At 70.4% G+C, this 17,535-nt stretch carries 21 protein-coding genes; 10 read left to right on the forward strand and 11 right to left on the reverse strand.

Going from position 1 to position 17,535, the window contains the following annotated elements; all coding sequences use genetic code 11:
• Positions 1 to 43: 43 nt before the first annotated feature.
• Positions 44 to 670, forward strand: a complete 627-nt coding sequence (locus tag BUR99_RS10555) for a hypothetical protein (RefSeq protein WP_234980822.1) — start codon at positions 44 to 46, stop codon at positions 668 to 670.
• A gap of 81 nt (positions 671 to 751) precedes the next feature.
• Here the strand turns inward: BUR99_RS10555 and BUR99_RS10560 are convergent, their stop codons facing one another.
• The gene (locus BUR99_RS10560) at positions 752 to 1,357 is read right to left on the reverse strand and encodes a TOPRIM nucleotidyl transferase/hydrolase domain-containing protein (RefSeq protein ID WP_074260373.1); all 606 of its coding nucleotides are present in this window, start codon (positions 1,355 to 1,357) and stop codon (positions 752 to 754) included.
• A 235-nt stretch (positions 1,358 to 1,592) separates the two neighbouring features.
• Here BUR99_RS10560 and BUR99_RS10565 point away from each other — a divergent pair, with 235 nt between their 5' ends.
• The 3 genes from BUR99_RS10565 (at position 1,593) to BUR99_RS10575 (ending at position 4,742) form a co-directional block, all read left to right on the forward strand.
• Positions 1,593 to 2,498, forward strand: coding sequence for a serine protein kinase RIO (locus BUR99_RS10565; RefSeq protein ID WP_234980823.1), 906 nt, complete (start codon positions 1,593 to 1,595; stop codon positions 2,496 to 2,498).
• 105 nt (positions 2,499 to 2,603) lie between these two features.
• Positions 2,604 to 3,167: a hypothetical protein gene (locus tag BUR99_RS10570; protein WP_074260374.1), complete on the forward strand. Its 564-nt coding sequence runs from the start codon at positions 2,604 to 2,606 to the stop codon at positions 3,165 to 3,167.
• 147 nt (positions 3,168 to 3,314) lie between these two features.
• A complete protein-coding gene (locus BUR99_RS10575; RefSeq protein ID WP_074260375.1) occupies positions 3,315 to 4,742 on the forward strand; it encodes an MFS transporter in 1,428 nt (475 codons plus the stop codon).
• 24 nt (positions 4,743 to 4,766) lie between these two features.
• On the opposite strand, the gene BUR99_RS10580 is transcribed toward BUR99_RS10575, so the two are convergent.
• Positions 4,767 to 5,411: a TetR/AcrR family transcriptional regulator gene (locus BUR99_RS10580; protein ID WP_084183921.1), complete on the reverse strand. Its 645-nt coding sequence runs from the start codon at positions 5,409 to 5,411 to the stop codon at positions 4,767 to 4,769.
• 239 nt (positions 5,412 to 5,650) lie between these two features.
• Complete coding sequence (locus BUR99_RS20550; RefSeq protein WP_234980824.1) at positions 5,651 to 5,929, reverse strand: MarR family winged helix-turn-helix transcriptional regulator; 279 nt, start codon at positions 5,927 to 5,929, stop codon at positions 5,651 to 5,653.
• A 9-nt stretch (positions 5,930 to 5,938) separates the two neighbouring features.
• On the opposite strand from BUR99_RS20550, the gene BUR99_RS20555 reads away from it, so the two are divergent.
• Positions 5,939 to 6,343, forward strand: a complete 405-nt coding sequence (locus BUR99_RS20555) for a hypothetical protein (RefSeq protein ID WP_234980825.1) — start codon at positions 5,939 to 5,941, stop codon at positions 6,341 to 6,343.
• 208 nt (positions 6,344 to 6,551) lie between these two features.
• Positions 6,552 to 7,304, forward strand: coding sequence for a MarR family winged helix-turn-helix transcriptional regulator (locus tag BUR99_RS20435; protein ID WP_074260376.1), 753 nt, complete (start codon positions 6,552 to 6,554; stop codon positions 7,302 to 7,304).
• Positions 7,305 to 7,380: 76 nt separating this feature from the next.
• On the opposite strand, the gene BUR99_RS10595 is transcribed toward BUR99_RS20435, so the two are convergent.
• The 4 genes from BUR99_RS10595 to BUR99_RS10610 all read right to left on the reverse strand — a co-directional run bounded on the left by BUR99_RS10595 (position 7,381) and on the right by BUR99_RS10610 (position 11,478).
• A complete protein-coding gene (locus BUR99_RS10595; RefSeq protein ID WP_074260377.1) occupies positions 7,381 to 8,181 on the reverse strand; it encodes an ABC transporter permease in 801 nt (266 codons plus the stop codon).
• A 9-nt stretch (positions 8,182 to 8,190) separates the two neighbouring features.
• Positions 8,191 to 9,090 (reverse strand): ABC transporter permease, encoded by a 900-nt coding sequence (locus BUR99_RS10600; protein WP_234980826.1) that lies wholly within the window; start codon positions 9,088 to 9,090, stop codon positions 8,191 to 8,193.
• Between the two features lie 84 nt (positions 9,091 to 9,174).
• Positions 9,175 to 10,356 (reverse strand): ABC transporter substrate-binding protein, encoded by a 1,182-nt coding sequence (locus BUR99_RS10605; protein WP_074260378.1) that lies wholly within the window; start codon positions 10,354 to 10,356, stop codon positions 9,175 to 9,177.
• A gap of 72 nt (positions 10,357 to 10,428) precedes the next feature.
• Positions 10,429 to 11,478: an ABC transporter ATP-binding protein gene (locus BUR99_RS10610; RefSeq protein ID WP_074260379.1), complete on the reverse strand. Its 1,050-nt coding sequence runs from the start codon at positions 11,476 to 11,478 to the stop codon at positions 10,429 to 10,431.
• A 141-nt stretch (positions 11,479 to 11,619) separates the two neighbouring features.
• Between BUR99_RS10610 and BUR99_RS10615 the strand changes: the two genes are divergently transcribed.
• Together BUR99_RS10615 and BUR99_RS10620 are read left to right on the forward strand one after the other, a co-directional pair.
• Positions 11,620 to 12,414, forward strand: coding sequence for a FadR/GntR family transcriptional regulator (locus tag BUR99_RS10615; RefSeq protein ID WP_074260380.1), 795 nt, complete (start codon positions 11,620 to 11,622; stop codon positions 12,412 to 12,414).
• Positions 12,415 to 12,418: 4 nt separating this feature from the next.
• Entirely contained in the window at positions 12,419 to 13,207 is a 789-nt protein-coding gene (locus tag BUR99_RS10620; protein ID WP_074260381.1) for a cache domain-containing protein, read from the forward strand.
• 24 nt (positions 13,208 to 13,231) lie between these two features.
• Here the strand turns inward: BUR99_RS10620 and BUR99_RS10625 are convergent, their stop codons facing one another.
• Positions 13,232 to 13,891, reverse strand: coding sequence for a TetR/AcrR family transcriptional regulator (locus BUR99_RS10625; protein WP_074260382.1), 660 nt, complete (start codon positions 13,889 to 13,891; stop codon positions 13,232 to 13,234).
• 76 nt (positions 13,892 to 13,967) lie between these two features.
• Here BUR99_RS10625 and BUR99_RS10630 point away from each other — a divergent pair, with 76 nt between their 5' ends.
• Positions 13,968 to 14,870: an alpha/beta hydrolase family protein gene (locus BUR99_RS10630; protein WP_074260383.1), complete on the forward strand. Its 903-nt coding sequence runs from the start codon at positions 13,968 to 13,970 to the stop codon at positions 14,868 to 14,870.
• A 62-nt stretch (positions 14,871 to 14,932) separates the two neighbouring features.
• On the opposite strand, the gene BUR99_RS10635 is transcribed toward BUR99_RS10630, so the two are convergent.
• Complete coding sequence (locus tag BUR99_RS10635) at positions 14,933 to 15,496, reverse strand: TetR/AcrR family transcriptional regulator (RefSeq protein WP_074260384.1); 564 nt, start codon at positions 15,494 to 15,496, stop codon at positions 14,933 to 14,935.
• A gap of 69 nt (positions 15,497 to 15,565) precedes the next feature.
• Here BUR99_RS10635 and BUR99_RS10640 point away from each other — a divergent pair, with 69 nt between their 5' ends.
• Positions 15,566 to 15,958: a DUF4267 domain-containing protein gene (locus BUR99_RS10640; RefSeq protein WP_074260385.1), complete on the forward strand. Its 393-nt coding sequence runs from the start codon at positions 15,566 to 15,568 to the stop codon at positions 15,956 to 15,958.
• Between the two features lie 13 nt (positions 15,959 to 15,971).
• On the opposite strand, the gene dcd is transcribed toward BUR99_RS10640, so the two are convergent.
• Both dcd and BUR99_RS10650 read right to left on the reverse strand, forming a co-directional pair.
• The gene (gene dcd, locus BUR99_RS10645; protein WP_074260386.1) at positions 15,972 to 16,577 is read right to left on the reverse strand and encodes a dCTP deaminase; all 606 of its coding nucleotides are present in this window, start codon (positions 16,575 to 16,577) and stop codon (positions 15,972 to 15,974) included.
• A 61-nt stretch (positions 16,578 to 16,638) separates the two neighbouring features.
• Positions 16,639 to 17,487, reverse strand: coding sequence for a hypothetical protein (locus BUR99_RS10650; protein WP_074260387.1), 849 nt, complete (start codon positions 17,485 to 17,487; stop codon positions 16,639 to 16,641).
• Positions 17,488 to 17,535 lie beyond the last annotated feature (48 nt).

Here is a 17,535-nt window from a genome sequence, read left to right on the forward strand (position 1 = left end):
GCCTGTTCACGGCCGGTTCTCCTGCAGGCGCTACCATGCGGCCATGTTGAAGCCGTCCCCCGACGACACCGCGGGCCACGTCGTGCACCTGATCGATCGAATCGATGCCGCAGCCCACGCGCCGGAGTCGCTGCTGCTGCCGAAGCGGATGCGCACCGCCGGCCGGGTGATGTTCGCACTCGTCGGCCTGGTCACGACGGTCGGCGCCATCGCGGCGCTCGTGCTGCTCTGGACCGACGGGACCCCGGGCTGGTGGTTCAACCTGATCTTCACCGTCATGATCTGCGGCATCCCGGTCGCAGTGTGGGCGATGCTGATCGGCTCGATCCAGGAGGCCGGCGTCGAGCGCGCGATGCAGGAGACCTGGCAGGAGCACCGGCGCCGCGCTCGGGCCGAGCACGGCAGCGTGGCGGATCGGCGCATCGCGCTCTCCGACGACGGCTCGGTCTCCTCCTTCGACCTCGTCGTGACGCTCGGGCCCGGGGAGACGCTGGCCGGGAGCTGGCGGCCGCGCACCTCGTCCGGCCGCCCGTTGCTGCAGACGCAGGTGCCGGGAGTCGGCACCGCAGCGCGAGTCTGGCGCATCGTCGACGCCGACGGCGATCCGGGAGCGAGCCCGGTCGTCATCGAGGTGGCCGATCCGACGATCGTCGTGCAGCAGCGGGCGTGACGGATTCGCCGGGCCCGGGCGGCCCGCGCGGTCTCGTGCGAACCGGTGATGCCCGAGGCCCTCGCCGCGCGCATCGATCGGTCAGCGACGCGGCGCCGACTCCCGGTCGACCGCGGTCTCGACGAGCGCGCGCATCGCCGTCGGGATGCTGGACTCCTCGAGGGCGTCGATCATGAGCGGTGCGAACTGCGCCTTGCGCCCTGCGTGGGTGCCGAGGAACCGCCGGAGCTGCGCATCGGTCGCCCGCACGCGCTGCGCCGGCTGGTGCTGGAACCCGCGGAACCGGGCGAGCTCGCCGTGCTCGCCGAGCAGCTGCTGCATGCGCTCGACGCCGAGCGCACGGATCAGCTCGCCCTCGAGGTCGGGGTCGCACGCGAAGAACCCGAACCCGGCGAGCTCGTCGAGCGTGGTCGCCGAACCGAGGCCGGCGTCGTCGACGGCGCGCCGCACGTACGCGATCTCGGCCGCGTCGAAGAGCCCGAGCACGCGCTGGCGCGGGCGCAGCTCGGCGAGCGCTCCGAGGTGACGGTGCAGGTTGGTCACGCCGCCCATCGAGACCACGCGCACCCCGGCCGCGGCGAGATCGTGCCCCAGTCGCGCAGCGAGCGCCTCGACCGCGAGGCGGTCACTGTCGCCCTCGACGAGCAGCACGGTACCGGATGCCTCGTGCTCCGCGTCGCCGTCCATGGCGCCGACCCTACCCCGCAGCAGCCCGCGCAGTGAAGCACGGGTCTGGACGTGGCGCGCGAACGCACCTAGACTGCCGGAGCTGCGTCATTCGCGTGGCATCCGCTCCGGTGCATCCGGTGAAGAAAGGAGTCGATCATGGCTGTCGTTGTCGTGAACCTCCACGTTCCCTTCACTTGCGAGGCCTCCACCCGCTAAGCGGCCCGGTGGCCTCCGCGACCTTCGGAGATCCACCTTGCACATCACCTCGTCTCTCGACGAATCCGCCGTCGTGCGTGCGCACGCGGCATCCCATGCCTTCACGACCCCGCGATTCGACGCGGGCGATCTCGCCTTCCAGACCGTGGAACCGGGCGAGGGCCAACGCTGGTCGACCTGGCCGGCCACCACTCCGCTCGAGCGCGGGCCGCAGCCGCGACCCGATTGGCTCGTCACTGATGCCGCGGCGATCGACACCGAACTCGGTGTCGTGAAGACCGGCAAGGAGGCCGACCTCTTCCTCATCGAACGCGCCGTACCCGACGCCGAGCCCGGCACGCTCGGCAGGCACGTGCTGCTCGCCGCCAAGCGGTACCGCGGCAGCGAGCACAGCGACTTCCACCGCTCGACCGTCTACACCGAGGGGCGCACCACCCGCCGCAGTCGCGACGCCCGCGCCCTCGCGAAGGGCACGACATTCGGCCGCGAGGTCGCGCGCGTGCAGTGGGCGGCCGCCGAGTTCGAGGCGCTGACGCGACTCACCGAGCTCGGGGCGGCCGTGCCGTACCCGGTGCAGGTGAGCGGCACCGAGGTGCTCATGGAGTTCATCGGCGACGGCCGTGTCGCCGCTCCGCGTCTCGCCCAGGTTCGCGCCACCCCCGACGAGTTGCGCGAGCTGTTCCACCAGGTCATCGAGTTCATGCGCACGCTCGCCCGCTCGGGACTCGCGCACGGCGACCTCTCGCCGTACAACCTGCTCGTGCACGACGGCCGCATGGTCGCGATCGACCTGCCGCAGGTGGTCGACGTGGTGTCGAATCCGCAGGGCTTCGACCTGCTGCATCGCGACTGCCGCAACGTCTGCGACTGGTTCACCCGGCAGCGGCTCGAGTGCGACGCCGAGCAGCTGTTCGGCGAGCTGATCGCCGAGGTCTACAGCTGAGCCGTGTGCGTTCGGGGGCCGGCCTCTCAGGGCTACCCCTGAACGCGGGTCACGATTCGAGCACATCCGTTGCGAATAGGAAGATATGTTCCTATTCTCTGTGGCATGGCATCTCGAACCGAATTCCTCGCGGCGATCGCCGCCGGTGCACTCGCCCTCGTCCTCACCGGATGCGGCGCGAGCGCACCCGATTCCTCCGCCTCCGGCGCGACCGCAGAGACCGTGGCGAGCGTCGAACCGTCGGCGCCCGCGGCCGAGACGCCGGCCGATCCTCCGGCCGCCGGGCCGAGCTGCGACACCGTGTTCACCGACGCCGAGTACACGCGCATCGCCGACGACGGTCTCAGCCTCAAGGAGGAGGACCCGTACCTGCTCGGCCCCGTCATGGAGCGCATGGCCGACGAGGGTGCACTCATCTGCGTCTGGACGAAGCCGAACAGCGACGTCTCGGTCTGGTACGCGCGACTCGAGGTGGGCGACCAGGGCCAGGCATGGCTCGACGAACTGCAGGCCGAAGGCTGGCTCGAGGACACCCACCAGGGCGACGGCAGCTACCAGGCCCCGGCGGACTACGACGCGAACTACCAGCCCTCCGTGATGCTCGAGTCCGGCGTGCTGCATTTCGCCAGCTACAACCCGCTCCTCCGAGAGGTGCTGGAACTGCAGTAGCCGACCCGGCTCGTCGCCGGGTGCTTCCGGGTTTCGCCCGCGGCAACGCGCGCCCGACGCGGTACAGTGCACGAGATCGACGCGGATCGGCCATGGCCGGGAGGCGGCGTCACTCACCGTTCACCCGAGACCGGAAGACTCCCAGACATGACCGTTCCCCCCGGCCCGCCGACCGAGGATTCAAGCTCAGGCACACCCGTCCCACCGGCCGCAGCCAACAGCGGCGCGATCGGAGTGATGGGACTCGATCTGCAGGAGGGGCGGGTCATCCCACGCCGCCAGGTCGTCTCGTGGGCACTGTGGGACTGGGCCACGCAGCCGTTCAACTCGGTCATCCTCACCTTCGTGTTCACGGCGCTCTACCTCACGAGCGACACCTTCCTCGACCCCGCGGTCGCCGCGCTGGGCGAAGACGACCCCGCGTACGAGCACGCGATCGCCCAACTGGCGAGCGGGCTCGGCTGGGCGATCACCATCGCCGGCATCCTCATCGCCCTCCTCGCTCCCGTCCTCGGTCAGCGAGCGGATGTCGCGGGACGGCGCAAGGTCTGGCTGGGGGGCGCGACCGCGGCGCTGGTGCTCTGCATGCTCGCACTCTTCTTCGTGCAGGGCTCGCCCGCCTACTTCGTGCTCGGCGTCTCGCTCATCGCAGCCGGCACGGTCTTCAGTGAGATCGCCGGTGTGAACTACAACGCGATGCTCGTGCAGGTCTCAACCCGGCGCACGGTCGGAAAGGTGTCTGGTCTCGGGTGGGGGCTCGGCTACATCGGCGGCATCGTCGCACTCGTGCTCGTCGTGGTCGCGACCGCGTTCGACTGGTGGGGCATGCCGACGGACGACGGGCTGGCCTTCCGCGTGATCGCGGTCGGATGCGCGATCTGGACGCTGATCTTCGCCTGGCCGGTGCTCGTGTACGTGCCGGAGGCACCGCCGGCTCCCGGCCGCGAACGGGTCTCGTTCTGGCGGAGCTACGTCGTGCTCTACCAGGACATCGTCGCCCTGTGGCGCAACACCCGGCCGACGTTCTGGTTCCTGCTCGCGAGCGCCGTCTTCCGCGACGGGCTCGCCGGGGTGTTCGCATTCGGTGCGGTGATCGCGGCCGTCGCCTTCCACTTCAGTTCGAACGACGTCATGATCTTCGGCATCGCCGCGAACCTTCTCGCGGGCGTCTCGACCATCGTCGCCGGGCGGTTCGATGATCGCTTCGGCCCGCGCGCGGTGATTCTCACGGCGCTCGGCGGCCTGGTCGCTGCCGGCCTCCTCGTCTTCTTCCTCCACGACTCCGGCAAGCTCGTCTTCTGGGTGTTCGGGCTCGTGCTCACCCTCTTCGTCGGCCCCGCACAGGCGGCCTCGCGGTCGTTCCTGGCCCGCGTCACCCCCGCCGGTCGGGAGAGCGAGATCTTCGGCCTCTACGCGACCACCGGGCGCGCCGCGAGCTTCCTCTCGCCGATGCTGTGGTCGGCGTTCATCCTGGTGTTCGGCGCTACGTACTGGGGCATCCTCGGCATCGTGATCGTCGTCGCCGCGGGGCTCGTGCTCATGCTGTTCGTGCGGGAACCCGAACGTACGCCCTAGGCGAGCGCGCCGACGAGGTAGCGATCAGTCGCCCGCCCGCGCACGCAGGCGGGCGACGATCTCGTCGAGTGTTCGGCTCACGATGCGGGTCATGTCGACCGCGTCGGGGTTCAGGAGCCACTGCACCTGGAGGCCGTCCATGACGGCGATGAGCGCCGAGGCCGAGTCGGAGAGCTCCTCGGGGTCGGTGTTGCCGGTGACCTCACCGAGCACGCCGGCGATCTTCTCGCGCAGCACGTCGAGGCGCATCTGGAAGTACTCGTGCGCCGGGTGCCCGTCGGTGACCGACTCCCCCGAGAGCACGGAGTAGGCCTGCACGACGCCGCGGCGATGCGTGTTCTCCTCGACGGTGTCGATGAGGTGCTGCAGGAACGCCGGGCCCTCGGTCTGCGCACGTGCGGGCACGCCGGCGACCTCCTCGCCGTCGCGGTACTTCAGCATCGCGACGAGCAGCCCCTCCTTGCTGCCGAAGTGGTGCAGCACGCCGGCATGGGTCATGCCGGCCTGCTCGGCCACCTCGACGAGTGCGCCCTTGTTGTACCCGCGGGCGCCGAAGACGTTCATCGCGGCCTTCAGCACGGCCTCGCGGCGCTCGGTCGTGCGGGCCTGCGGGCGCAGGGCGCGCTCGGCGGCCGGCTTGCCGCGCGCGTCGTCATGGTCTGTGGCCACGGGGTTCCCTCCTGTGCGGATGCCTCGCAGCCCCGCGTCTCGCTCGATTGCAGCATTCCACGGCGACGCAGGCATTGCCCACCATCTGGCGTTCTCGAAACGTTACCACCCCAACTTACTGACAGGTCAGTAAGTAAGCCAGCATGGCCGCAGTCCCTCGACGATGAGACACGAACGGAGTGCAGGCGTGAGCCGTCGACGTGCCCGCGGAGCTCTCGGTCGGTTGAGGCCGGCGCCGACTAGTCGCGCGGCCAGTCGGCGATGAACCGCGAGAGCAGACGCGCGAACTCGGCGGTCTCCTCGGGGGTGAATGCGGCGAGCGCGGTCTCGACGGCGCCGCGGCGCGTGTCGCGAGCACTCTCGAGCAGCTTGCGGCCGGACGCCGTGAGCACGAGTGCGCTGCGCCGGGCATCGGATGGGTCCGCCTCGCGGCGCACATGCCCCGCCTCGACGGCGGCCTGCACGAGCCGGCTCGCCCGCGGCTGATCGACGCCGATCGCCTCGGCGAGCTCGCTCACCGACGGCGGGTGCTCCGCACCCTCGAGGGCATCGAGCAGGCGGAAGCGCGCCGCGTGCGCGAGTGCGTGCCGGCCGGGCCCGCCACCGGGGCCTCGGCCGCGACCTCGGCCGCTCCAGCCGTCAGGACCGCCGCGCCCGCCTTCGCGCCGGCCCCGATGGTCGTCGTGCCCCAGAGCGTCGCCGTGCTCGTGGGGGTCGTGGTCGGGGCGCCCGGGATGCTCCCCCGGCCAGTGCCCGTCACGCCCGTGCCCGTGCCCGTGATCGCCGCCGTGCCCCTCGTGGCCCTCCTGACCGAAGTGCTCGGCACGTCGTTGCAGCCGCCGGCGCTCCTGGTCTCGGCGCATCGTCACCAGGGCCTGCTCGATCAGCGTGATCGGGTCGTTCGAGGCCGGCCCCTCGGCTTCCGACCCTGAGCGTTCTCCGGGAGGGACTTGACTCGATGCGTTCATGTATGTCATTGTACATATACATGCTACAGTGCATGCAATTGATCGGGTGCTCCACCCGGGTCGAAGCGAACGCCGACTGAGGCGCCGCCGCCCGAGCGCACCCGCCCTCTGCGGGCGAGCCTCCAGCGCCGCCTGCGACACCGACGCGCACCGCGTCACGAAAGGAACACCCATGACCACCCCTGACAACACTCAGTACACCGACCACGACTCCGCGAGCCCCCGCCCCTTCGGCTTCTGGCTCCGGGTCATCGACCGCCGCCTCGACGAGGCGATGCGCGACCTCTTCGCCGAAGAGGGCATCACCCGGCGCGACTGGCGCCGACTCAACCTCATCGCCGGCACCGTCGCCGACCCCCGCATGAGCGAAAAGCTCGCAGCGCGCCCCGAGCGCATCGAGCCCCTCGTCGAGCGCGGCTGGGTCGAGGGCGAGCCCGGCGCCTGGCGCCTGACCGAGGCCGGCGAGGCCGCCCGCGCCTCATTGCACGAGCGCGTCGCAACCCTCCGCGCGAAGGTCGCCGGGGCCGTCAGCCCCGAGGACTTCGCCACGACCATGGCCTCGCTCGAGGCGATCGCCGGCGAGCTCGGCTGGGTCGAGGGCGAGCGGATGCCGCGTCGACACCACCGCGGCTTCGGCCGCCGTCAGCACGGTGAGGGCTTCGACGGGCGTGAGGGCCTCGGCCCCCGCGACGGCGAGGGCTGCGGTCGGCGACACGGCGACTCGCACCGCCACGGCCACGGCCACGGCGAGAGCCACGGCCGATGCGACCACGGCCGCGGCCACGGCGCCGCCCGCAATGACGTGCACGTCCACGTGCACGTGCACGGCGACGCCGGTCAGCACGGCCACCCGCACGAGCGCGGCGACCACGGGCACGACGGTCACGCACGCAGGCACGACGGCCGCGGCCGTAACCGCGCCTGATCATCGCCCCATCCACACCACGAGGGACCCGCCACCGGCGGGTCCCTCGTCTGTCGCGGCATCCGCTCGGTCGCCCTCAGCGCCGCTCTGCCTCCGAGCCCGAGAGCCGCTGCGCGATGTAGATCGGGATGATCGACACGAGCACGAGCACCACCGCGATCACCGACACGATCGGCGCCTGGTTCGGCCGGAACATGTTGTTCAGGATGAAGATGGGCAGCGTCGTCACCCCCGACCCCGCCGTGAACGTCGTCACGATGATCTCGTCGAACGAGAGGGCGAAGGCGAGGAGGCCACCGGCGAGGAGCGCCGAGCGCAGCTGCGGGAAGGTCACGAGCCGGAACGTCGTCCACACCCCGGCGCCGAGGTCGGCGGAGGCCTCCTCGAGGTTCGTGCCCTGCCGGCGGAGCCGCGCGATCACGTTGTTGAACACCGTGACGATGCAGAAGGTCGCGTGCGCGATCACGACCGTCCAGATCGAGAGCGGCACCCCCATGATGGTGCGGAAGAAGTTGTTGAGCGCGATGCCGGTGATGATGCCGGGCAGCGCGATCGGCAGGATGACGAGCAGGCTGATCGCCTCGCGCCCGAAGAACTCGAAGCGCTGCAGGGCGAGCGAGATGAGCGTGCCGAGCGCGAGCGAGATGATCGTGGCGATGATCGCGATCTGCACGCTCGTCGCCACCGCCTCCATGGCGCCGGCACTCTGGAACGCGCGGCCCCACCACTCGAGCGTGAAGCCGGGCGGCGGCCAGGTCAGCGACGTCGACGTCGAGAACGAGTTCACCAGCACGACGAAGAGCGGCACGTAGACGACCAGCAGGATCACGCCGGTCACGATGCCGAGCGTCGTGCGTGAGAGTCGGGAGAGTCGCATCCGTCGCCCCTAGAGGTTGTCGAGCGCGCCGGTGCGACGCACGAGGAAGAGGTAGCCGAAGATGATCACGATCGGGATGAGCGCGATCGCCGAGGCGAGGGGCAGGTTGTTCGCCGCGCCGACGTTCGTGTAGACGAGGTTTCCGAGCATCTGGTTCGCGCCGCCGACGATGTTCACCGTGATGTAGTCGCCGAGCGAGAGCGCGAAGCTGAAGATCGTGCCGGCGATGATCGCCGGCAGCACGAGTGGGAACACCACGAGGCGAAGCGTCGGCCAGGTGCGCCCGCCGAGGTCGGAGGAGGCCTCCAGCAGCGAGTCGGGCACGCGCTCGAGGCCCGCGTAGATCGGCAGGATCACGTAGGGCAACCACAGGTACGACAGCGTGATGATCGTCGCGGGCAGTCCGTAGCCGGGCGTACTGCCGCCGAACGGCGCCAGCAGCCACTCGAGGATGCCGTCCTGCGAGAGCACCGAGCGCCATGCGTAGGCCTTCACCAGGTAGCTCGCCCACAGCGGCGTGAGCACTGCGATGAGCAGGATCCGCTGCATCCGCGGCGTGGCCACCTTCGCCATGAAGAACGCGATCGGCAGGGCGAGCGCCACGTCGATGAGGGTCACGGCGAGCGCGACGCCCAGGGTGCGCAGCGTCACGGTCTGGTACAGCGAGCCGGTGACGACCTCGATGATGTTGTCGAGCGTGAACTCGGTCGTGATCTCACCGGTGAAGCTGTCGACCGACCAGAAGGCGGTGACGAGCAGCAGCACGAGGGCGACGATGTAGACGATGCCCAGCCAGAACAGCGGCGCGCTGAGCAGCAGCCCGAGCCGGGCGCGCGGGTGCGTGCTGAGGAAGACGGAGACCCGACGAGCCGGGGTCTCCCGCGGTCGGGGCACGGTCGCGTGCGTCAAATGCGTGTCCTGTCAGGTCGGAAGAGACGGATGCCGCGGGCCGAGGCGTTCCCGAGGGGTGACCTCGGCCCGCGGTGGGGCGGATCAGCCCTTGATCTCCTGCCACGCCTGCGTCCACGCGGCGTAGTCGGTGCACTTCACGTCGGTGCGTCCGTCGAGGCACTCCTCGATCGGCGTCGACCAGTACCAGATCTGCGACGCGTAGTCGGCGTCGCCGGCGTGGTAGGCCTCGCAGTCCTCGCGGTACTCGCAGGCCTCGTCACTCGAAGGCGCCTCGCCGAAGTACGACGTCGCCGCCGCGTTCGCCTCGGGGCTCGCGATGTAGTCGAGCCACGCGTACGCGCAGTTCGGGTTCTTCGACTCTGACGCGATCATCCAGGTGTCGGACCATCCGGTCGTGCCCTCTTCGGGCAGCACCACATCGGTCGTGACACCCTCGCCCTCGAGCACGTTCTCGATGACCTGCCAGCTCGTGCCGACGACCGTGTCGCCGGTCGTGAAGGCCTGGATCTCCTTGAGGTAGTCCGACCAGTACTCGCCGATGTTCGGTCGCTGCTGCTTCAGCAGGTCGACCGCCGCGGCGAGCTGCTCCTCGTCGAGGGCGTAGGGGTTCTCGATGCCGAGCTCGGGGTTGTGCGCCATCAGGTAGACGGCCGCGTCGGCGATGTAGATCGGCGAGTCGTAGGCGGTCACCTTGCCGGCGTACTCGCCCGACTTGTCGAACACGACGTCCCACGAGGTCGGCGCGGTCGGGAAGACCTCGGTGTTGTACATGAGCAGGTTCGCGCCGTAACCGTGCGGCACGCCGTAGGGCACCCCGTCGACCGAGTTCCACGACTGGTCCTTGAGGAACGGATAGATGTTCTCGTAGTTCGGGATGAGGTCGGTGTTGACGGGCGCGACGTCGCCGGCGGCGACGAGCCGCAGCGAGGCGTCACCCGAGGCCGACACCACGTCGTAGTCGCCGGTCTTCATGAGGTTCAGCGCCTCGTCGGAAGTGCCGAAGGTCTTCGTGGTGACCTCGCAGCCGGTGTCCTCCTCGAAGGGCGTGACCCAGTCGACGGCGGGATCGTTCGAGCCGTCCTCGACGTAGCCGGGCCACGCGAGCAGCGCGACCTGGCCTTCCATCTCGCCGAGTTCGGTGGCGGCCTCGCCGCCGTCGGACCCGCCGCCGGAGCTCGTGCCGCAGGCGGTGAGCATCGCGATCGAGGCGATCGCGAGGCCCACGGTGACGCCGCGGCGCGCCGTGTGCGTGGTGCGCTTCATGGTTCTCTCCTCTTCCTGGTGATGCAGTGCGTTTCCTGGTGATGCCGTGTGGTGCTGGTCGATGGCGAGGCCTCAGCCGGAGATCCCCGGCAGCGCCTCGATGCCGAGGGGCACGACGTCGTCCTCATGCCACGAGACGACGACCCGGTCGCCGCGCTCGTCGTCGTGCATGCGGTCGCGATCGTTCTGCTCGAGCACGCTCACCCGCGTGCCGTCATCGAGGTCGACGACGAGTCGCACGCCGCTGCCGAGGTAGATGGCCTCGACGACCGTGCCCGGCACGTCGACGACCCCGGGCTGGTCGAGTCCGCCGCGGGAGACCGTCATCTTCTCGGGACGCACGGAGTGGTGCCCGTCCCGCCCGAGGATCGTGCGCGAGCGCTCGACGTCGAACAGGTTCGAGGTGCCGACGAAGTCGGCGACGAAGCGCGAGCGGGGGCGCTCGTAGAGCTCGGCCGGGGTGCCGAGCTGCTCGATGCGACCGTCGTTGAAGACCGCGATGCGGTCGGAGAGGGTCAGGGCCTCCTCCTGATCGTGCGTGACGAAGATGAACGTGATGCCGAGCTCGCGCTGGATCTCCTTCAGTTCGACCTGCATCTGCTCGCGCAGCTTGAGGTCGAGGGCGCCGAGCGGCTCGTCGAGCAGCAGCACCTTCGGCTGCACGACGGTCGCACGCGCGAGGGCGACGCGCTGGCGCTGGCCACCCGAGAGCTGCGACGGCTTGCGCCCGGCCATCTGCTCGAGCCGCACGGAGGCCAGGGCGCGGAGGGCCCGCTCGTTGCGTTCCTTCCGCCCGAGTCCGCGCACCCGAAGCCCGTAGGCGACGTTGTCGAGCACGCTCATGTGGGGGAACAGCGCGTAGTCCTGGAACACGGTGTTCACGTCGCGGTCGAACGGCGCGCGCTTGGTGACATCCTGCCCGAAGAGTTCGACCGTGCCCCCGGTCGGCTGCTCGAAGCCGGCGATGAGCCGCAGCACCGTGGTCTTGCCCGACCCCGACGGGCCGAGCATCGAGAAGAACTCGCCGGCCGCGATCTCGAGGTCGACGTGATCGACCGCGGTGACCGCCCCGAACTCCTTGGTGAGTGCGGTGAGGCGGATGGCCGGCTGCGTCTCGGTCATTGACATCTCCTTCGATGCGGACCATAAACATCTGAAACCAGATGTTCGTCTGTCCAGAATCATATGACTCCAGATGTAAATGTCCAGACCCCCGTGTTACGGTCGTGTCACGGATTCGCCAGCACAGACGCGGGAGGTCGGATGCCGCAGGCCACCAGCCGCTCCGATGCGACGCGCGCCGTCGTGTTCTCACCCCTGGAGGGCGCCGGTCGCGCAGAGCTCGTCGAGCAGCGCCTGACGGATGCGATCGTCGCCGGCGTGCTGCGCGACGGTGAACGGCTCCCCAGCGAGTCCGACCTCGCCAAGAGCCTCGGCGTCGCCGTCGTCACCGCCCGGGAGGCCCTCGTCGCCCTGCGCGACAAGGGGCTCGTGCTCACCCGGCGCGGGCGCGACGGCGGCAGCTTCGTGACCCACGACCGCGACGCCTCGATGCGGATGATCGACGCCCGCGTGCGCGCCCTCAGCCGCATCGAGCTGCGCGACCTCTCGCTGCACTACGCCGCGATCGCCGGCATGGCGGCCGAGGTCGCGGCCGATCGGGCGAGCGACGACGACCTCGCGAGCCTCGTCGAGGTCGATGCGCGCGCCGACCTCGCAACCCCGGGCGGCGCCCGGCGCGCCGTCGGACGGTTCCAGCTCGAGATCGCCGCGGTGAGCCAGTCGCCCCGACTCGTGCACGAGGAGCTCCGCCTGCAGGCGGAATCCGGCCCGCTGCTCTGGCTGTGCCTGCGCGAACAGGCGTATCGTGACCGCAGTAGGCAGGCACGGGTCGAGGTGATCGAGTCGATCCGCGGTGTCGACCCGGCACGCGCACGACGTGCGACCACCGAACACATCGCATCCGCCACCGAGTGGCTCATCGACGAGAAGGCCCGGCTCGAGTCCCCCGAGCAGGGTCGGCAACCGGCACCGGGTGCCGAAGACCGGAAAGGCTGAGGCCATGACCACCACTGTCGCCAACGCTGCCGACACGATCGCCCACCGCATCGCCGCGACGATCGACCCGTTGTTCGCGCTGATCGACACGTGGCGCGACGAGCTCGAGGCGCGCCTCGCCGAGGTCGCCGAGCCGAACGCCGCAGACCTCGACCCGGTGATCGCCGCTCTGGTCCGCCCCGCACTCGACGACTCGAGCGGCCTCATCACCGGCGCGGGCTTCGTGGCCGCGCCGGGCTTCCTGCCCGACGCGCCCTGGCACCTCGCCTGGTGGCTGAGCGGCACGAACACCTTCCGCGCCAATGCCGACGGCGGCGTGCGCCGACTCGACGCCGAGAGCGACCCCGACGCCGAGCAGTTCCGCGACTACACGACGCTCGAGTGGTGGCGCACCCCGGCGCGCACCGGCACCCGGCATCTGACGGGCCCGTACGTCGACTACCTCTGCACCGACGACTACACCGTCACGATCACCACGGGCGTGATGGTCGACGGCGAGATGGCCGGCGTGGTCGGCACCGACGCGTACGTCGCCCGCATCGAGCAGGAGCTGCTGCCGGTGCTGCGCGAGTCGGGGCATCCGTGCACGCTCGTGAACGCCTCGGGGCGCATCGTCGCGTCGACCGACTCACGTCACGCGACCGGCGCGCTGCTCAGGCTCGATGGGCTCGCTTCGGTGCTCGCACCCCTGCACGAGCATGAGGGGCAGGCTGCCGCCGCGGTACTGCCGGGCGGACAGTTCGTCGTGCCGTGCGGCGACACGACGCTCGCGCTCGTGTTCGAGACGGCCTGACGGGCTCGAGCCGCGGGCTCCGGCTCAGGCGGCGAGGTCGTCCACGTCGGTCAGGCGAGCGAGCTGCGCGTCATCCGCCCCGGCACTGCGCAATCGCGTGACGAGCGCGCGACGCGCGAAGACGTAGGGCTGGTTCGATCCGCCGAGGAGCGAGCGGGTGTTGGCGGCGTCGAGCAGCGCGGTCGCCTCGAAGGCGAACTGCTCGGGGTCCTCGTCCGCGCCGACCTCGCCCTGCGCGACGGCGTAGCCGAACGAGGCGGCGATGTAGCCGTTCCATTCGGCGAGCGCCGCGGCGAGCGCGTCGCGCACTGCACCCGGCTTGGCGTCGAACTCAGTGGTGGTCGCGGCGAAGAAGCATCCGCCCGCGAAGACGCGGCTTCGGGAGTACGCGATCCAGCCGTCGAGCAGTGCGACGATGCGACGGATGCCCCGGGGCTCGACCCTCGCCGGCTCGATGACGGTCGCGACGAAGCGCAGCCGGGCCGCTTCGACGGCGGCGAGCTGCAGGCGTTCCTTCGTGCCGAACAGGGTCGCGACGCCGCTCTTGCTGACGTGCGCGGCGTCGGCGAGACGGCCGATCGACAGGCCGTCGAGGCCGTCGACCGACGCGAGGTCGACGGCGTGCTCGAGCACGAGGCGCCGCGACGCGTCGCCCTTCAGCCGTCGCCCGTCGGTCTCGATCATGTCTTGATTGTACGCACGATCGTTCGTATAGTATGCGTACGACCGTTCGTATTGTCAGGAATCGTCAGGAGACCCGATGTCAGCAGCATCCGCCATCGCCACCGGAGTCCGCGCAGCATCGCGCGTCTCCCCCGAAGCCGGCGCGGCGCTGGCGCTACCGCTCTTCATGCGCGTCGGCCGCCGCACCCCGGTCGCCGCCACCGACCTCGCGACGCATCAGGCCGCGCGACGCGGCACCGTGCGCATCCCCGGCATCCGCGGCACGGGTGTCGACGTCGTCACCTACGAGTGGGGCGCCGGCGAGCGCACGGTGCTGCTCGCGCACGGGTGGCAGTCGCGCGCGAGCGTGTTCGGCCCGCTCATCCGCGAGCTCAGGAGCGAGGGCTTCCGCGTGCTCGCCTTCGACGCGCCGGCCAACGGCGACTCCCCGGGCCGCGGCACCTACCTCGTCGACCACCTCGACGTCATCGCCGAGCTCACGCGCCTCGAGGGCCCGTGGCATGCGCTCGTCGGCCACTCGTTCGGCTCGCTCGCCGCGCTCGTGGCGACGCACGACGGCACCCCGACGACCCGGGTCGTCGGCATCGCCGGCGCCGCCGACCCCCGCATCTTCATCGACGGGTTCGGCGAGATGCTCGGCCTCGACCGGCGCACCCGCGACGCGCTCGCGGCACGGTTCGCCGACCGCGTCCTCACAGAAGAGCCCGACCCGTTCGAGCGCTACTCGGCGGTGCGGCATCCGCTGCCCGGCGCCACGCCGCTGCTGCTCGTGCACGACCGCGGCGACCGGCGCGTGCCGTTCACCGAGTCCGAGCGACTGCTCGAGGCGAACCGCGGTCATGCCCGACTGCTCGCGACCGAGGGGCTCGGTCACAACCGGGTGCTCCGGGCCGATGCCACGCTCGACGCCGTGATGGAGTTCCTGACCTCGAGCGACCTGTCGAGCGTCGAGCCCGAGGCGACGCGCGCGACCGCGTGACCGTGCGACGTGTGACCGCGTGACGGTCGGCACGGCTCGATGAGAGCCGAGGGCTGACGCGGTCAGCTCGTGATGAGGGCGAGCAGTACGGCCAGGCGATCCTCGCCGTCACCCGGAACCCGCCCAGAGCGCTGCAGCATCGTCAGGCCGTGCAGGCTCGCCCACAGCACCTCGGCGAGCGTGTCGGGCTGCTCGGTGAAGGGCGCCACCGCGGCGCGGATCTCGGAGAAGCCCGCGACCAGTTGCGGCAGGGTGCTCGCGTCGGCGAATGCGAGGCCGGTGCCGCGCACGAACATCGCGTCGTACATCGCCGGATGCGCCGCCGCATAGCCCAGGTAGGCGCGACTGAGCGCCTCGAGCGCCTGCTCCGGGTCCGACGCGCTCGCACGAGCCTGCGCGAGAGCATCGGCGATCTCGACGAAGCCGTCGACGGCGACCGCATCGATCACGGCGTCCATCGACTCGAAGTGCGAATAGATCACCGGCTGCGTGTAGTCGATCGCGTCGGCGAGACGCCGTGACGTGACCGCCGACCATCCCTCGGCCTCGGCGAACTCGCGCGCAGCAGCGAGGATCGCCAGGCGTCGCTGCTCGCGCCGCCGTTCCATGCGTTCACTCGTCGCCACGAACCGAGACTATCGCGAGATCGAAAGAGATGCTAGCGTCACTATAAATCTTTCAGCGAAAGGAATCCCATGGATCTCGCACAGTTCACCCCGGCGACCTGGATCGGCGCCTCCCTCGCGCTCGTGGTCGCGGCAGGCATCATCTGGGTCGGCATCTCGTACCTCGTCTCGCCGACGGCCACCGGGCAGGGCTTCGGATTCACGAGCGCGATCACGCCCGAGGTGACGCCGTGGCAGCACATCAAGGGCCCGCGCGACATCGTCTCGGGACTCGTCGTCGTGGCGATGCTCGTGTTCTTCGGTCCGGCGGCGGCGGCCGTCATCCTGCTCGTCGAAGCGCTCATCCCGATCGGCGACGCACTCATGATCATGCGCAACCACGGCCGGCCGGCGGTCGCGCTCGGCGTCCACGCCTCGACGGCGACGGTGATGATCGTCGCGGCCGTGCTGCTGTTCTTCTGAGCGCCGGAGTGGCTCAGTCGCCCCGCGAGCCGGCGTCGGTGACACCGACATCCGTGCGGTGGAACTGGTGGAACGACCGCGACGCCGTCGGCCCGCGCTGGCCCTGGTAGCGGTTCGTGTACTCGGCCGAGCCGTAGGGCCGCTCGCTCGGCGACGACAGGCGGAAGAAGCACATCTGGCCGATCTTCATGCCCGGCCAGAGCTTGATCGGCAGGGTCGCGACGTTCGACAGCTCGAGCGTGACGTGCCCGGTGAAGCCGGGGTCGATGAAGCCGGCGGTCGAGTGCGTGAGCAGGCCCAGGCGACCGAGCGAGCTCTTGCCCTCGAGGCGGGCGGCGACGTCGTCGGGCAGGGTCACGGCCTCGTACGTCGACGCGAGCACGAACTCGCCCGGGTGCAGGATGAACGCCTCGTCGGGCCGCACCTCGATGAGGTGCGTCAGCTCGGGCTGGTCCTCGGCCGGGTCGATGAAGGGGTACTTGTGGTTGTCGAAGAGCCGGAAGTACCGGTCGAGGCGCACATCGATCGACGAGGGCTGGATCATGCCCGGTTCGTACGGATCGAGCCCGATGCGGTTCGCGTCGAGTTCGGCCCGGATGTCACGATCTGAGAGCAGCACGCTGCCAGCGTAGCAACGCAGCTCCCACACGACGGTCGAGGTACGGGGCGACTCGAGCCGCTCAGTGCGGCGAACGGAACGCCTCGTCGGGCAGCAGCGCCGTCTCGCCACTGCATCCGAGCTCGCCCGGCTGCAGCAGGATGTCGGGCACGTACAGGCGCTCGACGACCCCGTCCTCGCTTCGCACCAGGAGGCAGTCGTGGGCGTCCCGCATCGCGAGGCCGATCCGGTCGCCCTCGCGCGCCACCTGCACCTCGGCGATCGGCGGCCCGTCGGGCGCCTGCGGCAGCTGGGCCGCGATGGCCGCCGCGATCTCTTCGGCCGATGCGTCGGCGGATGCCGCGAGCACGGCGATCGCGACCGACTCGGCCTGCTCGGGGATCACCGCGCGGGCATCGGCGGGAGGTACCACCGCGGCGAGCGGGCTCGGGCAGTCGACGGGGCTCGCGCCGCCGTCGACGAGACCCCACCGATCGAACTCGAGGCGGACGCAGTAGTCGCGCTGGGGCGCACCGTCGACGGATGCCTCGGTGAGGCGGCTCCCCAGCACGAGGGCGCCGACGGGCTCCTGCCACGATGCGTCATCGTACGGTTCGATGCCCACGAGCAGGAACGGATCGGCGTGGTCGCGCGAGCCCGACTGCCACCCGGAGCCCTGCTCCGGTTCCACGCCCGTGCCCGGCAGTTGGAACCCGATGCGGCGGGCGTACTCGGCGATGCCGTCGGCCGGTGCCTCGAGGCCGGAGGACTGCGAGATGAACCCTGCCTCACCCGCCGCCGCGAACGCCTGTTCGTCGAGCTGTCGTTCGAGGCGGCCTCGCTCCGCAGGCAGCGACGAGCACGCCGCGAACGAGACGACGACGGCGCACGCACCGACCAGGAGAATGAGACGGTTCCGATGCTCCCTCATGGGTCGAGCCTGCCGCATCGGCGATGCCGTTGACGGCACTTATCGCGC

It is taken from the genome of Agromyces cerinus subsp. cerinus (assembly GCF_900142065.1).
Lineage (GTDB): Bacteria > Actinomycetota > Actinomycetes > Actinomycetales > Microbacteriaceae > Agromyces > Agromyces cerinus.

Excerpts from the sequence above, each read along its gene's own strand:
- BUR99_RS10625 (WP_074260382.1), bottom strand. The coding sequence starts at position 13,891 with ATGATCGAGACCGACGGGCGACGGCTGAAGGGCGACGCGTCGCGGCGC.
- BUR99_RS10595 (WP_074260377.1), bottom strand. The coding sequence starts at position 8,181 with ATGCGACTCTCCCGACTCTCACGCACGACGCTCGGCATCGTGACCGGC.
- BUR99_RS10650 (WP_074260387.1), bottom strand. The coding sequence starts at position 17,487 with ATGAGGGAGCATCGGAACCGTCTCATTCTCCTGGTCGGTGCGTGCGCC.
- BUR99_RS10560 (WP_074260373.1), bottom strand. The coding sequence starts at position 1,357 with ATGGACGGCGACGCGGAGCACGAGGCATCCGGTACCGTGCTGCTCGTC.
- BUR99_RS10615 (WP_074260380.1), top strand. The coding sequence starts at position 11,620 with ATGCCGCAGGCCACCAGCCGCTCCGATGCGACGCGCGCCGTCGTGTTC.
- BUR99_RS10575 (WP_074260375.1), top strand. The coding sequence starts at position 3,315 with ATGACCGTTCCCCCCGGCCCGCCGACCGAGGATTCAAGCTCAGGCACA.
- BUR99_RS10570 (WP_074260374.1), top strand. The coding sequence starts at position 2,604 with ATGGCATCTCGAACCGAATTCCTCGCGGCGATCGCCGCCGGTGCACTC.
- BUR99_RS10555 (WP_234980822.1), top strand. The coding sequence starts at position 44 with ATGTTGAAGCCGTCCCCCGACGACACCGCGGGCCACGTCGTGCACCTG.
- BUR99_RS20435 (WP_074260376.1), top strand. The coding sequence starts at position 6,552 with ATGACCACCCCTGACAACACTCAGTACACCGACCACGACTCCGCGAGC.
- BUR99_RS10630 (WP_074260383.1), top strand. The coding sequence starts at position 13,968 with ATGTCAGCAGCATCCGCCATCGCCACCGGAGTCCGCGCAGCATCGCGC.
- BUR99_RS10605 (WP_074260378.1), bottom strand. The coding sequence starts at position 10,356 with ATGAAGCGCACCACGCACACGGCGCGCCGCGGCGTCACCGTGGGCCTC.
- BUR99_RS10610 (WP_074260379.1), bottom strand. The coding sequence starts at position 11,478 with ATGACCGAGACGCAGCCGGCCATCCGCCTCACCGCACTCACCAAGGAG.
- BUR99_RS10620 (WP_074260381.1), top strand. The coding sequence starts at position 12,419 with ATGACCACCACTGTCGCCAACGCTGCCGACACGATCGCCCACCGCATC.
- BUR99_RS10640 (WP_074260385.1), top strand. The coding sequence starts at position 15,566 with ATGGATCTCGCACAGTTCACCCCGGCGACCTGGATCGGCGCCTCCCTC.